We start from the raw sequence: 13,451 nt of genomic DNA on the forward strand, positions 1-13,451 counted from the left end.
CACCGGCGGCCACGGCCAGGATCAGCCGATCAACGGCAGCGATATCTGATAGCGGGGCATCCATCACCGGGTCCCGGCCTCACCTGGCTGGCCCGGGACTCCAGGTAACGTCGCTCGGCGATGCTGGCGGTGGACTTCGCGGCGCGCCGGTAGTGGTCGTACGCCCCGGCCGTGTCGCCGGTCTTCTCCAGTAGATGCGCCCGTACGGACAGCAGCCGGTGATGCCCGGCCATCCGCTCGTCGTCATCGAGTGTGCAGAGCAAGGCCAGTCCGGCCGACGGCCCCTCGATCTCGGCGAGCGCGACCGCCCGATTGAGGGTGACCATCGGGTTCGGAGCGATTCGTTCCAGGATCAGATAGAGGGCGTGCACCTGCGCCCAGTTGGTCTCCTCGGCCGTGGTCGCGTCGTCGTGCGTGGCCGCGATGGCGGCCTGTAGCTGGTACGGCCCCAGCGCCGGGCCGGCCAATGACGCCTTGGCCAGTTCGGTGCCCTCGTCGATCAGTCCGCGGTCCCACTTCGTGCGGTCTTGCTCGTCCAGCGGCACCAGGTCGCCGGCTGCCGTCGTACGCGCCTTCCGGCGAGCGTGGGTCAGCAGCATCAGCGCGAGCAGCCCGGTCACCTCGTCGTCCTCGGGCAGTTGGGCGTGCACCATCCTGGTCAGCCGGATCGCCTCGTGCGCGAGGTCGGCACGGTGCACCTCGGTGCCGGAGGAGGCGGCGTACCCCTCGTTGAAGATCAGGTAGAGCACGTGCAGGACGACCCGTAGCCGCTCCTCGCGCTCCGCGCCCTGCGGCAGGCGGAACGAGCTGCCGGCCGCCTTGATGCGCTGCTTGGCCCGGCTGATCCTGGCCGCCATCGTCGCCTCCGGCACCAGGAACGCGCGGGCGATCTCGGCGGTGGTCAGGCCGCCGACCGCCCGCAACGTCAGGGCGATCTGTGAGGCCGCGGTCAGCGTCGGATGACAGCACAGGAACAGCAGGACAAGGGTGTCGTCGGTGTCCGGTACGTCCTCGGGCACCAGTTCGGTGGCTACGGCCGACTCCCGCTCGCGGCGCGCGCGGTCACTGCGCAGCTGGTCGATGAACCGCCGGGACGCGACGGTCACCAGCCAGCCGCGCGGATTGTCCGGCACCCCCTCGGCCGGCCACCGCACGGTGGCGGCGAGCACGGCCTCCTGCACGGCGTCCTCACACCCTTCGAACTGGCCGTGCCGACGCACCAGCGCGCCGAGGACCTGCGGCGTCAGCTCACGCAGCAGGTCCTCGATGCCTCGTGCCGTCATGCCTCCAATTGTCCGTCAGCGAACATCACCTGCCGCACCTCGACACCCAGACCCTCAATCGCGGCGTCCGGGATCTGCAGTGCCAGCTCGATCGCCCGCTCCTTGTTCTCGCAGTCGATCAGGTAGAAACCGCCCAGATACTCCTTCGACTCCAGAAAAGGGCCGTCGGTCACCACCGGCTGGCCGTTGCGTACGCGCACCACAGCGGCCTGCGACGGATCCACCAACGCCTGCGTGGTGATCAGCTCGCCGGACTCCTTCAGCGCCTCGATGAACGTGCCGTGGCCGTCGCCGATCGCCGCCCTCTCCTCGTCGGTCAGCGCGTCCAGCACGGCCGGGTTGATGTGCAGGCTGATCAGGAACTGCATCCTGGTACTCCTCGTGGTTCGCGAGCCCTGGTTGGCCCTTCGCCGGTTGGTCGGAGCCGCCGCCGCCGTCTTGACGTCCCGGCCAGGACTTTCGCATGAGGTTCTCCACCGTCGCACCACCCGGACCGCGAGGTCGTCATTTCGGGTGACGCCCGCCGTGGCAGACGGGAGAGATTTCTCCCGTACTGATGTCAAGAAGCTCTCGGCCGTTCCGACCAACCTGCGACACGTCGAGAGAACAGGAAATTTCGGATATGCGAGTCAACCGGGCATGGCTGGGACTGGCCGTCCTCATGATGCCGACGTCGCTCGTCGCGATCGATACGACGGCGTTGCTCCTCGCGCTCCCACGGCTGAGCGCCGACCTGGGTGCCACCAACGTCCAGCAGTTGTGGATCAGCGACAGCTACGGCTTCATGGTGGCCGGCCTGGTCATCACGATGGGTACGCTCGGCGACCGGATCGGCCGCCGCCGGCTGCTGATGATCGGCGGGGCGGCCTTCGCGGTGCTGTCAGTCGTGGCGGCCTTCGCGGCCAACCCGCTGGTGCTGATCGTCGCGCGTGCGCTGCTGGGCGTTGCCGGCGCCTCCCTGGCGCCGTCCACCCTTGCCCTGATCACCAACATGTTCCGGGACGTCCGACAGCGCGGGCGGGCCATCGCGATCTGGGCGGCCTGCCAGTTCACCGGCGGCGCGCTCGGTCCCGTACTCGCCGGACTCCTGCTCCAGCACTTCTGGTGGGGATCGGTGTTCCTCGCCGCCGTGCCGGCGATGGTGCTGCTGCTGGTCGCCGGGCCGGCCCTGCTGCCGGAGTTCCGCAGCGACCACGTCGGCAGGCTGGACCTGGCCAGCGTCGGGCTGTCGCTCGCGGCCGTGCTTCTGATGGTCTTCGGCATCAAGCAGTTGACCGTCGAGCACGTGTCGGTCGTACCGGCCGCGGCCCTCGTCCTCGGCGCGGTCATCGGCTACCTGTTCGTACGCCGGCAGTTGCGGCTGGATACACCGCTGCTGGACCTGCGGCTGTTCCGCAGCCGCCCGTTCACGGCCGTACTCATCGCGCTGGCCTTCGCCGGGATCGCCATGGCGGGTACGGGACTGCTGGTGACCCAGTATCTGCAGGGCGTGCTGGGATTCTCGCCGGTCGCGTCGGCGATGCTGTTCGCACCAATGGGCCTGGGCACCGCGGTCGGCACCATGGCCGCGCCGGCGCTGACCCGGCGGATGAGGCCGGCGACCGCGATCGCCGGTGGGCTGGTGGGGTCTGCGCTCGGCAGCCTGCTGCTGGTCGGCGTGCACGGTGCGGGCGCCCTGCCGATGGTGATGATCGGCATCGCCGTGCTGGCGTTGGGCACCGGTCCGCTGTTCGCGCTGGGAACCGGGCTGGTCGTCGGGTCCGTACCGCCCGAGCGGGCCGGTTCGGCGGCCTCGATGTCGGAGACCGGCAACTACTTCGGTGGCTCGCTCGGCTTCGCGCTGCTGGGCGTGCTGGCCGCGGTGGTCTACCGCAGCGGGATGGACGGCACGTCCGACTCTCTGGCCGGCGCGGTCGCCGCGAGCCGGCATCTTCCCGCCGGTCAGGGCGCGGATCTGCTGCACAGCGCGCGGGAGGCGTTCACCACCAGCCTGCACGTCACCGGCGTCGCCGCCGCGATCATCTTCACCGGACTGGCCGTACTGGTCCTGACCATGCGCCCGGCAACCCGGACCGCCCCGGCCGTACTCCCCGAATACGAGACGACTCGCGGATAGGACCCTGCCGGTCGCTCGCGGCGGAAGTCCACCGGCAGGGACTCCGTCGTAGGCTGCTATCTCGCACGTGGTGGACAGGAGGTTGAGATGGCCGAGACGACGCTGACCGAGACGATGCTGGCCGAGGTGATGGCCGAGCTGGCCGAGCTCGAGGACCCGAAGATCCGCAAGGTGAACGAGAAACACGGTGACGATCATGGTGTGAACCTCGGCAAGCTGCGCGCACTCGCGAAGCGGCTGAAGACGCAGCAGGAACTCGCGCGCCAACTCTGGGAGACGGATGAGACCGCGGCGAGACTGCTGGCGATCCTGATCTGCCGACCGAGGGCGTTCGGGCGTGACGAGTTGGACGTCATGTTGCGTGCGGCGCGCACACCCAAGGTGCACGACTGGCTCGTGAACTACGTGGTGAAGAACAACCCGCACTCCGAAGAGCTTCGCCTGGCCTGGTTTGCCGATCCGGATCCGGTGGTCGCGAGTGCCGGCTGGGCGCTGACCACCGAGCGCGTGGCCAAGAAACCCGAGGGCCTCGACCTCGCAGGACTGCTCGACGTCGTCGAGGCGGAGATGAAGGACGCCCCGGATCGCCTGCAGTGGGCGATGAACCACTGCCTGGCTCAGATCGGGATCGAGCACGCCGAGCACCGGGCCCGTGCGATCGCCATCGGCGAGCGCCTGGAGGTGCTCAAGGACTACCCGACTCCCCCGGGCTGCACGTCTCCGTTCGCGCCCATCTGGATCAGCGAGATGGTGCGCCGACAGCAGGCCCAGTAGGAAGGTTCACCCGCACGCTCGTTGACCGTCGGGCCGCCGGCGACGAGGACTGGAGCGGGTGGCAGGCCGCAGCTCGGACGTGGTGCGCGGATATGCCAGACCAGGTACCCTGCGCGCGGCAGATATGGGCGCGATTCTGGCTGGCGGGGACCGCGCTCACATGATCATAGATCGATCGGTTCGATGACCTGCTTGCGGGCGTGCTGGTAGATGATCGAGCTGCGGAAGCCGACGATCTCGCGGCGTCCGCTGAACTTGTCCATGAGGAAGGCGTGCCGGCCGTCCACGCTGGGCACGGCGACGTGGACCAGGAAGTCGTCGCCGCCCGCCACGACGAACACCGACAGCACCTCGGGCAGATCCATCGCGTACTTCTTGAAACGGTCGATGACCGTACGGCTCAGGGGCCGGACCTGCACGTGCAGCAGGGCTTGGACACCGCGGTTGAGCGCGGGCAGGCTGATCTCGGCGTGGAATCCGGTGATCACGCCGCGTTCCCGGAGGGCGCGTACCCGCTCGAGGCAGGTGGACGGCGCGATGCCGACCGCGCGGGCCAGTTCGCGGTTGGTCTGCCGTGCATCCGTTTGCAGGCGTTCGATGATCGCCGTATCAAGTTCGTCCACGACCCAGATCTTGCCACTTCTGTCGAACGATGTTCGGGAAGAGCCGGACGGCGCCGGTCACCTGCCTAATGTCGGCCCGCTGCGGCAAACGAACGGCAGGGAGCCATCATGGTCATGAGCGGGATCGACACCGACTTCACGCACGAACACGTCGTCGTCAGGCAAGGCGCACGATCGGGCCTGCCGATCGTGGTCGCGGTGCACTCCACCAAGCTCGGGCAGGCCATCGGCGGCTGCCGGCTCGCACCCTACCCGCACTGGAGTGACGGGCTCACCGACGCGCTGCGGCTCTCCGCCGCGATGTCGGACAAGTGCGCGCTCGCCGGTCTGCCCAACGGCGGTGGCAAGACCGTCGTCGCCCTGCCCGTGGGCGGCCCGCCGAGCACTGCCGACCGCACGGCGGTGCTGCACGACGTGGGCGACGTCATCGCCGGTCTGGGCGGCAGCTACGCCACCGGCCCGGACGTGGGCACCGGACCGGACGACATGGTCACGATCGCCGAGCGCACCCCGTACGCGTTCTGCCGACCGGTCGACGCCGGCGGCAGCGGCGACTCCTCCGAGTACACCGCGGTCGGGGTACTCGCCGCACTGCACGCTCTGTGCTCCGAAAGGTTCGGCTCGGACGACCTGTCCCTGCGCAGCTTCGCCGTGCTCGGCCTCGGCCGGGTCGGTGGCCACGTGCTGCGGATGCTCGCCGACGCCGGCGCGACCCTGGTCGCCAGCGACATCGACGAGAGCTTGCGTCCGCTCGCCGACGCCGCCGGTGCCGCCTGGGTCACTCCGCAGGAGTGCCTGAGCGCCGACGTGGAGGTGCTCGTTCCCGCCGCTCTCGGCGGCCTGCTGACCGCGCGTTCGGTGCCGGCGCTGCGCTGCGTCGCGATCGCCGGACCGGCCAACAACCAACTCGACACCCCGGCCACCGCCGACCTGCTGCACCAGCGCGGCATCCTCTGGGCGCCGGACATCGTCGTCAGTGCCGGCGGCATCATCCACGCCACCGCCGTCGAGCTGCTGAACGAGACCTCCGCCCAGGCCACCGTCCGGGTCAGCGGCATCGCCGACACCCTCGCCAGCATCCTGCATACCGCCCGAACCACCGGCTCGACCCCGGCCGAAGCCGCGCGCTCCCGCGCCCGCCAGCGCATTCACGGCGGTCGTGGCTAGCCTCTGCCGCCACCACTCGGCACTGCAAAGGCAAGGCCACGCTCGGCCAGCGCGGCGGCCAGGATGCTGACCGCCCGCGGCCCGACCCCGTGCAAGGCCAGTAGATCCCGGCGCCGGTGGGCGGCCACTTCCGCCAGCGTCGTGATACCGGCTTCGAGCAAGGCGCTGTTGGCTGGCCGTCCGATCGGTGGCAGGTCACCGATCTGCACGGGCACATGGCGAGTACTCACGCGATCACGATAGTTCCGCCGCGCTGCCGACCCGCGACCCCACGGAGTGCGGCGGCTCCGACCTGCCGCAGGGCTCCCGCAGTGCTGCCATCATCCCGACCTCCAGGCTCCGCCTCGTGCGTGCGGTCACCGGGTCTCCGGGCCGATCGGGTTTGCGGTCAGGCCCGGCACCGCATCGGCGTGGATACCGGTCCAGGTCACGCACCCGGACTCCGCCAGTACGAAGATCGCCGGGAATCCCTCGATACCGAACGCGTGCCGCATCGCCTCGTCTGCGTCGACGACGATCCGGGCCACCGGGTCCAACTGGTTGAGGAACCGGGCCGACGCGCCGGGTCCCGTCACCACGGCGAGCACCCGCCCGGAGCCGCCCGGCCACCGGGCCGCCACCACCCGGAACCGTGCGCGCTCGCGGCGGCAGGATGCGCAGGTGGGGCTGAAGAAGCCGACCAGCGTGTCCGCCGGTACGTCCGGAGTGACCGGGCGGCCGCGGGTGTCGTGAGCGAGAAAGCCTCCCACGGTGTCACCGCGGGACAGTGCACGCGCGGGAACTCCCTGCCTCTCCACCTCCGACAGCAGTTCGGACTGGTAGCGCAGGCGCCGCACGACCGCCGCCAGCAGGGCGGTGTTGAACGCGCACACGATGCTGTTGAGCACGACGGCGGCGACGAGCACGGACATGACGCGGCCTCACAGACGAGCGGTGAACAGGGAGGTGATCTCGTGCAGGCGGGTGATGAAGGTGGCCAGCGCGACGGCGGCCAGCGCACATAGCAGGATGGCGTCCCAGCGCATCGATACGGCCCCGGTCGCGAGGTGGCTGCTCACGAGTCCGCCGAACACCACGCCCAGCAGCAGGACGTTACGGGCGATGGCGGTGTGGCGGGTGGCGGAAACCGACGAGCCGAAGCAGCCGCACTCCAGTGCCTGCCCGGATTCCGGGGACCGCGCCAGTGCCCAGGTGAAGCCGCACAGCAGCACGCCGGCCACGCCGAGTCCAGCGGTGGAGAGCGGGCCCGCGGATGTGGTCACCGCCACGGTCACCTCGCCGGCGACGACGAGCCGGGCCAGCGCCGAGGCCGGTTCCTCCGGCAGGCCCGTCAACAGGCGGGTGGAACGTCGGAACCGCGCGTACGCCGCCCGGCTGCGAAGCTTGCCGAACGCAGAGAGCGCGAACACCACGACGACCGCGCCACGGCAGACCAGGCAGAGGTACGGGAGCACCGCGCTCATCCGAGTTCCTGGCGGTTCTCGGCGGCGACGGTCAGCAGGGGGATGTGGAAGTCCTCCGGGTACGGCTCGTCCACCGCGGCGCCGTCCACCGAGACCCAGGCATGCGCACCAAAAGGCGGATACCGCCGTACGCCGGCGTGCCACACCGGCCAGCCGCCTTCGAGCCGGCACAGCAGCACGGTGGCGATCGAACGCGGCAGGCATCCGAGTGGACCGCTACAGAAGGCGCTGATCGCGACGGTGTCCCGGCGTGCGGTGGCCGCCTCCGCACGACTCGCCGGACGCGCGCCACGGCTCAGGCGGTGCAGTACTCGATGAATGCGATCGGGCTTCTGCACGGCCAGCAGCCTGGCCATGGCAACGACCGCGCGCACGACCAGCCGCCGCCGCATACCCAGGCGCCGGGGGTCGTGTTTGAGTACCTGTTCCGAGGTCACGCCGCGACCACCAGTCCAGCCGCCTCCAGGTCGGCGATCAGCCCGGGCACGTCCGCGGCCATCGCCGCGGCATCGCCGTCGAACTCCTCCTCGAGTCGTGCCGCCGCGTGCTCGGGGCTCCCGTCGGCCAGCAGCGAGGCGAGCACCGCCGCCGCGGTCGGGTTGAGCGTCCAGTACTCGCCGGAGCTGGAGTCCAGGAGCACGCCGCCGTACTCGGTCGGCGTCCAGGACACCCGGTCGGGTAGCTTCCACGTCATGGTCGTTCCTCATCGGATAGCGGGTGCGGGCTCCACGGTGCGTAGCCAGGTCTCGCAGGCCAGAGTCTGGTCGAGGTCGTACCAGGTGCGGTCGTCCGGATCGCGAACGGCCGCGCGCAGTGCATCGGCGTCCACGAGGCCGTGTCCGGCCAGCCGCGAATCGTCGGCGAGTGCGAGCAGGTCGTCGCGGTACCGGTGGGCGCCACGGGCGGCGGCGATCGAGGTGTCGGCCTTGGTGTCCCGCGCCAGCAGAGCCGGTGACAGCACTCCCTGCATGGCGGCGCGGATCAGGGGCTTGTAGTCCCGGGGTGAGGTGATGTGTGCGGGGTGCGCCGCCAGGCATGCCTCGAGGACCTGGTCGTCGAGGTACGGCAGAGCCGCGGTCACCCCGGCCCGGCGGGTCGATTGGGCGAGGTGCCGGGCATTTGCCGCACCTGCGTACACCCCGGCGAGCCGGCCGTGTAGCCCGCGGTCGCCGGAGAGCGGCACTGCCGCGGCCGCCCGCTCGCGCAGTGCCTCGCCCAGCCCCGCCCTGGCATCCGCGGTGAGCCACGGCGCGATCGCGACCGGTGCTCCCCAGCCGAGGAGCGGACGCACCCGCGCGCTCCCGGCACCGTCAAGGTCCTCGCCGAGCGACGCCATCCAGCGGCCGTACGAGCGCCTGTCCACGACCGCCCGCAGCGTGTCCCGGCGTCGCCACCGGTATGCCGCGCGCAGCAGTCGCAGGTGACGAAGAGCCTGCCACGGATGCGTTGCCAGCAGGGTCAGTTGCATCATGGGGTCGGCGGTGAGCAGTTCGTCACCGCCGAACCCGGTGAGACGGGTACGAGCGCCGTGCGCGGCAGCCCGGCGGGACACGGCGAGGAAGCTCGCTCGGTACAGCACCGCGGCGGTCGGCTCGTCGAAGCGGTCCTCCGCCCGGAGGATGCCCTCGTACGGCAGGGGGTTCGCCTCGCCGTCCACCACCTCGTGGGTCACGGAGCCGAGTTCGGCGGCGGCCCGGCGGGCCCACGGCAGGTCGTCGTCGAGCGGGTCCGGGCTCACGCACGTCAGCCCTACCACCCGGCTGCCGCTGCCGACGGCCAGCGCGCACAGCGACGTCGAATCCATGCCGCTCAGGTCGCTCGCTATCACGTCGTGGGCGCCCGCGCGTACGGCCACGGCCTCGGACAGCGCCCGACGCAGCCGGTCGGCGGCGGTGGCCAGGTCGAGCACGGGTTCGGGAGCGCGCCATCGGGTCACGATGCGCGGTGCCGCGGCACGATCCAGAAGTAGCCGCCCGTCCGGAGGTACGGCGTGCACTCCGCGCCAGACCGGCTGCCAGAAGATCGGCCAGGGGGCGTACGGGGCAAGCATCCGCAGGGCAAGCGCCTCGTCGTCGACCTGCGCGCCGCCCAGCCCGGCCAGTACGTCGGCCCGGTCGCCGGCGGCGGTCTGCTCCCCCACCGAGACGAAATAGACCCGGCGGTATCCGGACAGGCTGCCGTGCACCGCCGTCCCCGCCGGGGTCGCGGCGAGCGCGTGGAAGCTTCCGGGCAGGCCCTGCAGGGCAGCGCACATCTGCGCGGCGTCGCGGGCGCCCGCACCGCGTCGTTCGAGGTCATCCGTTGAGAGACGGTGTTCGCCGAGCGCGACGAGGCGGCGGTCGCCCAACTCGGCCACCGCCACCTCGTCGTCCGTCCACCGGCCGAGCAGCCATGGGCGTCCGGAGGCATGGGTGAGCATCCGCAGCCCCGTGGCCCGCTGCCGGAGCGGCTCGGCGAGCGCGCGACCGGCCTCGGTGTCTGGGACGACCACGAACCACGAAAGCCCGGATGCCATGTCCGGAACGGCCACCATGGGCACTACCCCTCTGTCTCGGTACGGTGGGCTCGTGCCGTCAGCTGCAGATCGAACGCGGCTTCTGGGTGACGAACGACTCCCGGCAGCTGGTGAAAAGGCTGCCAGCCGTCTTGCGGGCGAAGCTGCCTTCCTTCGACAGGGTGGGCCGCTCGTAGGCCTTCTTCTTCACCATCTCGATGTACCTCCTCGGTGTGAGTCGGGCTCCGGCGTCCTGAGCCCGTCGTGCGAGCACTATCCGAGGTGGATCTATACTGCCGCGATATCGGAGCTTTGTTTCCGCACCTGCGCACCGGCTCCGGTGAGCAACTGGGTCGCGGCCAGCCCGCGGTAGAGCTCGCAGCCGTCCACGAGGTCGGCGTGCGTGCCTACCGCACGAATCCGGCCCGCGTCCAGCACGACGATGCGGTCGGCCCGGGTCACCGTGGACAGCCGGTGCGCCACCATCACCACCGTGGTGGTCCGCGAGACGGCGGCGACGATCTCACCGAGCGCACGTTCGTTCATGGCGTCGAGCTGCGAGGTCGGCTCGTCGAGCAGCAGCAGCCCCGGTCGGCGCAGCAGGGCACGGGCGATCGCGATGCGCTGCCGTTCCCCGCCGGACAGCGACGCACCGCGATGGCCGACCTCGGTGCCGAGGCCGTCCGGCAGCCGCCGTAGCAGCGGCACGAGGCGGGTCCGTTCGAGGACCTCCGCGAGCCACGGCTCCGGCACGTGTGCCGCGCCCATCGTCACGTTGTCCCGCAGCGTTCCGGACAGGACCGGAGCGTCCTGCTCGACGTAGCCGATCCGGGCGCGCAGGTTGGCCAGGGGCCATTCCCGTACGTCGCGGCCGTCGATCTCGACCCGACCGGTGGTGGGATCGTAGAAGCGCTCGATCAGCGCCAGCAGGGTCGTCTTCCCGGCACCGGAGGGCCCCACGATGGCGGTGAGGCCGGTCGCCGGCAGCCGCAGGTCGACGTGCTCCAGGATCGCCGGGCCGCCGGGCCGATGTCGCAGCGAGACGTCCCGGAACGTCACCGTCACGGGCGCCGCGGTGCTGCCCGCCGGGGCGTCCACGGGCCGGTCCAGGTCCTCGGCGGCGAGTTCGGCGATCCCGTCGATACGCCGGACCGCGGCCAGGCCCGCCTGTAGCCCGGTGAAGCCGCCCACCAGCTGGGTCACCGGGCCGCCGAGGTAGAAGAGGTACAGCAGGAAGGCCACCAGAGACGACACGGCGAGACCGCCGGCGGCGACCCGCGCCCCGCCCACCCCCAGCACCACGATGAAGGCGACCTGGACCGCGAGGCCGGTGGCGATGCCGGCCAGCGAGACCCACCGCGCCGCCTGCCGCCCGCGCCGCCACGCCTGCCGGGCCGCGTCGTGCACCGCGGCGGCCTGCCGCTCCTCGGCGCCGTTGGCCTTGACCGTCCGAAAGGCGCCCAGCGTACGCTCGAGGACCGCTCCCATCCCGCCGACCGCCTCCTGCGCCTGTTCCCCGGCGCTGCGGATCCGCGGGACCAGGGCCAGCGTCACCGCGGCGAGCATCAGCAGCACAGTCAGTACCACCGTGAGCAGGACCGCATCGAGCCGCGCCATCAGGACCACCGCGCCCGCGATCTGGAAGGTCCCCGCCACCAGGTCGATCACGTTGCTGGTGGCCGCCGCCCGCAGTTGCGTGGTGTCGCCCGTCGCCCGCGACAGCAGGTCCCCGGGCTCGGCGCCGTCCACGACCGCGACGCGCAGGCGCAGCAACCGGGTGACAAGCCGCCGGCGCGCGGTCAGCACGACGCTCTCGGCGGTCAACTCCACGAGGTACATGCCCCAGACCCCGACGATCACGCTGAGCAGCAGCAGCGATACCAGCAGCAGCATCGGCTGGTGGTACGGGGTGCCGCCGGTCAGCGCGTCGATCAGGCTCTTGACCACCATCGGCTGGGCGAGATTGGCCAGTCCGCCGAGGAACATCAGGACCGCTCCGCCGAGCAGTCCACGGGCGTGCGGACGGACGTAGCTCAGCAGGGACGCCAGCGGCGCCCGGCCGGCGGCACGGGTGATGGGAAGCATGCCGTCGTCCTCACCGGGTGTCGGAGGTGCCGGTCGGGATCGGCGCCGGCCCACCGACACCCTCCGGCGTGGCCCGATACTCCAGCTATATCGGAACCTTGTGGCGGCGGACCGCAACCACCCGCCCGGCGACCGCGCCGCGCGCCCTCCCAGCCTGATCACCATCTCGCGCAGCCCGGCAGGCAACCCTGCCGCCCGGATCCGTCGACCGGCCGACGGATCCGGGCGGGCGCGTCACCCCTGCCTGGCGGCGGCCAGGGCCAGGACGGGGTGGCGAAGGTTGTACGACCCGGTGGTGTGCAGGACGGCCTTCTTGAGCATCGCCACCGGACGGCCGGTGCGCACCTTCCCGCGCGGGCTGCCGTCGAGGTCGGTGGGCTGGAGCAGGCCGTCCCACTGGCCGAGGCTGACGCACAGGGCATCCGTGCTGACGCGCAGCGGCGTGGGGGTGCGCCCGGCCAGGCGGTCGGTGATCGCATGGAAGGCGCACGCCGCCGCCAGCCCACCGGGTCCGCAGCCCATCCGCAGCACCTGCCCGTCGCGGGTGTGCGCGGCGGCGGCGTCCCCGATGCCGTAGACCTCCGGGTGCGACTCCGAGCGCAGAGTGCCGTCCACGAGCATCCGGCCGCGCTCGTCCACGGCCAGTCCGGCCTCGCGCGCCAGCTCCGGTACCCGGAATCCGGCGGTCCACGCCACCGTGTCGGCGTCGATGCGCGTGCCGTCCCCCAGCAGCAGGCCCTCCGCGTCGACCTTGGCGACCTTGGCGTCTTCCCACAGCTCGATGCGGAGGCGGTCGACGGCCCGGTGCAGGTACTCCCGGCCCCGCTCGGACAGCCCCTCGCCCAGAATCCCACTGGTGACCAGCCGCACCGTGCGGTCGGGGTAGGTCTCGGCCAGTTCGGTGGCCGTCTCCAGACCGGTCGGCCCGGCACCGACCACCGCGACCGTGCCGGCGGTACGCATTCGATCGCGCAGTTGCTCGGCCTGCTCGGCAACGGCGACGGCGACGGCGTGCCCGGCCGCGCCGGGGACGGCGCCCAGGTCGGCGTGGCTGCCCAGCGCGTACACCAGCAGGTCGTAGCCGACCGGCTCGGCGGCGTTGGCCAGTTCCACCCGCCGCCCCTCGGTGTCGATGCGCGTGACCTGGTCGATGATCAGCCGGATGCCGGTGCCCCTGAACAGGTCGTGCAGTGGCGTGTGCCGCACCTGCTGGCCGGAGGCGAGCTGGTGGTTACGCATCCGCTCCACGAACCGGTCGCGGTTGTTGACCACCGTGACGGTCGCGCTGGTGCGCCTGGCGAGCACCTTGGCAATCATCACGCCGGTGTAGCCGGCGCCCAGGACCGCGATGTGCGGTGTCGTTGTCATGAACGTTCTCCCTCAGTCGTTCGACACCGGATGAACGGGAGACGGAGGCGATTCGTGACAACGCGACCAGCGGAACGA

At 71.2% G+C, this 13,451-nt stretch carries 15 protein-coding genes; 3 read left to right on the forward strand and 12 right to left on the reverse strand.

The genetic code is table 11. From position 1 onward, the window contains the following. Positions 1 to 29: 29 nt before the first annotated feature. Complete coding sequence (locus AAH979_RS05965) at positions 30 to 1,283, reverse strand: sigma-70 family RNA polymerase sigma factor (protein ID WP_346257012.1); 1,254 nt, start codon at positions 1,281 to 1,283, stop codon at positions 30 to 32. Continuing rightward, a complete protein-coding gene (locus AAH979_RS05970) occupies positions 1,280 to 1,651 on the reverse strand; it encodes a YciI family protein (RefSeq protein ID WP_346257013.1) in 372 nt (123 codons plus the stop codon). Before AAH979_RS05970 ends, AAH979_RS05965 begins: the two co-directional genes overlap by 4 nt. A 254-nt stretch (positions 1,652 to 1,905) precedes the next feature. Here AAH979_RS05970 and AAH979_RS05975 point away from each other — a divergent pair, with 254 nt between their 5' ends. Then, positions 1,906 to 3,399, forward strand: coding sequence for an MFS transporter (locus AAH979_RS05975; RefSeq protein ID WP_346257014.1), 1,494 nt, complete (start codon positions 1,906 to 1,908; stop codon positions 3,397 to 3,399). Positions 3,400 to 3,486: 87 nt separating this feature from the next. Continuing rightward, positions 3,487 to 4,173, forward strand: coding sequence for a DNA alkylation repair protein (locus AAH979_RS05980; RefSeq protein ID WP_346257015.1), 687 nt, complete (start codon positions 3,487 to 3,489; stop codon positions 4,171 to 4,173). Positions 4,174 to 4,337: 164 nt separating this feature from the next. On the opposite strand, the gene AAH979_RS05985 is transcribed toward AAH979_RS05980, so the two are convergent. Continuing rightward, positions 4,338 to 4,796, reverse strand: a complete 459-nt coding sequence (locus tag AAH979_RS05985; protein ID WP_346257016.1) for an Lrp/AsnC family transcriptional regulator — start codon at positions 4,794 to 4,796, stop codon at positions 4,338 to 4,340. A 114-nt stretch (positions 4,797 to 4,910) separates the two neighbouring features. Between AAH979_RS05985 and AAH979_RS05990 the strand changes: the two genes are divergently transcribed. Further along, positions 4,911 to 5,963: a Glu/Leu/Phe/Val dehydrogenase dimerization domain-containing protein gene (locus tag AAH979_RS05990; RefSeq protein WP_346257017.1), complete on the forward strand. Its 1,053-nt coding sequence runs from the start codon at positions 4,911 to 4,913 to the stop codon at positions 5,961 to 5,963. On the opposite strand, the gene AAH979_RS05995 is transcribed toward AAH979_RS05990, so the two are convergent. The 9 genes from AAH979_RS05995 to AAH979_RS06035 form a co-directional block, all read right to left on the reverse strand. Continuing rightward, complete coding sequence (locus AAH979_RS05995; RefSeq protein WP_346257018.1) at positions 5,960 to 6,193, reverse strand: DNA-binding protein; 234 nt, start codon at positions 6,191 to 6,193, stop codon at positions 5,960 to 5,962. The two genes, AAH979_RS05990 and AAH979_RS05995, sit on opposite strands and share 4 nt — an antisense overlap. Positions 6,194 to 6,319: 126 nt before the next feature. Next, on the reverse strand, positions 6,320 to 6,874 hold the full coding sequence (locus AAH979_RS06000) for a hypothetical protein (protein ID WP_346257019.1): 555 nt from the start codon (positions 6,872 to 6,874) through the stop codon (positions 6,320 to 6,322). 9 nt (positions 6,875 to 6,883) lie between these two features. Further along, the gene (locus AAH979_RS06005) at positions 6,884 to 7,426 is read right to left on the reverse strand and encodes a MauE/DoxX family redox-associated membrane protein (RefSeq protein WP_346257020.1); all 543 of its coding nucleotides are present in this window, start codon (positions 7,424 to 7,426) and stop codon (positions 6,884 to 6,886) included. After that, positions 7,423 to 7,863 (reverse strand): lasso peptide biosynthesis B2 protein, encoded by a 441-nt coding sequence (locus AAH979_RS06010; RefSeq protein WP_346257021.1) that lies wholly within the window; start codon positions 7,861 to 7,863, stop codon positions 7,423 to 7,425. The genes AAH979_RS06005 and AAH979_RS06010 overlap by 4 nt, the downstream gene beginning before the upstream one ends. Further along, positions 7,860 to 8,120, reverse strand: coding sequence for a lasso peptide biosynthesis PqqD family chaperone (locus AAH979_RS06015; protein WP_346257022.1), 261 nt, complete (start codon positions 8,118 to 8,120; stop codon positions 7,860 to 7,862). Before AAH979_RS06015 ends, AAH979_RS06010 begins: the two co-directional genes overlap by 4 nt. 9 nt (positions 8,121 to 8,129) lie before the next feature. Beyond that, complete coding sequence (locus tag AAH979_RS06020; protein WP_346257023.1) at positions 8,130 to 9,941, reverse strand: asparagine synthase-related protein; 1,812 nt, start codon at positions 9,939 to 9,941, stop codon at positions 8,130 to 8,132. A gap of 58 nt (positions 9,942 to 9,999) precedes the next feature. Further along, the gene (locus AAH979_RS06025; RefSeq protein ID WP_346257024.1) at positions 10,000 to 10,134 is read right to left on the reverse strand and encodes a keywimysin-related RiPP; all 135 of its coding nucleotides are present in this window, start codon (positions 10,132 to 10,134) and stop codon (positions 10,000 to 10,002) included. A 74-nt stretch (positions 10,135 to 10,208) separates the two neighbouring features. Next, on the reverse strand, positions 10,209 to 12,005 hold the full coding sequence (locus AAH979_RS06030) for an ABC transporter ATP-binding protein (protein WP_346257025.1): 1,797 nt from the start codon (positions 12,003 to 12,005) through the stop codon (positions 10,209 to 10,211). 234 nt (positions 12,006 to 12,239) lie between these two features. Next, positions 12,240 to 13,373 carry an FAD-dependent oxidoreductase gene (locus tag AAH979_RS06035; RefSeq protein ID WP_346257026.1) on the reverse strand — a complete coding sequence of 378 codons (1,134 nt, stop codon included), beginning with the start codon at positions 13,371 to 13,373 and terminating at the stop codon, positions 12,240 to 12,242. Positions 13,374 to 13,451 lie beyond the last annotated feature (78 nt).

The sequence above is a fragment of the Plantactinospora sp. ZYX-F-223 genome (assembly GCF_039649625.1).
GTDB lineage: Bacteria > Actinomycetota > Actinomycetes > Mycobacteriales > Micromonosporaceae > Plantactinospora.

Bases quoted from the DNA above. Each gene is read 5' to 3' on its own strand.
- AAH979_RS05990 (WP_346257017.1), top strand. From the start codon at position 4,911: ATGAGCGGGATCGACACCGACTTCACGCACGAACACGTCGTCGTCAGG.
- AAH979_RS05975 (WP_346257014.1), top strand. From the start codon at position 1,906: ATGCGAGTCAACCGGGCATGGCTGGGACTGGCCGTCCTCATGATGCCG.
- AAH979_RS06030 (WP_346257025.1), bottom strand. From the start codon at position 12,005: ATGCTTCCCATCACCCGTGCCGCCGGCCGGGCGCCGCTGGCGTCCCTG.
- AAH979_RS06035 (WP_346257026.1), bottom strand. From the start codon at position 13,373: ATGACAACGACACCGCACATCGCGGTCCTGGGCGCCGGCTACACCGGC.
- AAH979_RS06005 (WP_346257020.1), bottom strand. From the start codon at position 7,426: ATGAGCGCGGTGCTCCCGTACCTCTGCCTGGTCTGCCGTGGCGCGGTC.
- AAH979_RS05965 (WP_346257012.1), bottom strand. From the start codon at position 1,283: ATGACGGCACGAGGCATCGAGGACCTGCTGCGTGAGCTGACGCCGCAG.
- AAH979_RS06015 (WP_346257022.1), bottom strand. From the start codon at position 8,120: ATGACGTGGAAGCTACCCGACCGGGTGTCCTGGACGCCGACCGAGTAC.
- AAH979_RS05980 (WP_346257015.1), top strand. From the start codon at position 3,487: ATGGCCGAGACGACGCTGACCGAGACGATGCTGGCCGAGGTGATGGCC.
- AAH979_RS06025 (WP_346257024.1), bottom strand. From the start codon at position 10,134: ATGGTGAAGAAGAAGGCCTACGAGCGGCCCACCCTGTCGAAGGAAGGC.
- AAH979_RS06000 (WP_346257019.1), bottom strand. From the start codon at position 6,874: ATGTCCGTGCTCGTCGCCGCCGTCGTGCTCAACAGCATCGTGTGCGCG.
- AAH979_RS05970 (WP_346257013.1), bottom strand. From the start codon at position 1,651: ATGCAGTTCCTGATCAGCCTGCACATCAACCCGGCCGTGCTGGACGCG.
- AAH979_RS06020 (WP_346257023.1), bottom strand. From the start codon at position 9,941: ATGGCATCCGGGCTTTCGTGGTTCGTGGTCGTCCCAGACACCGAGGCC.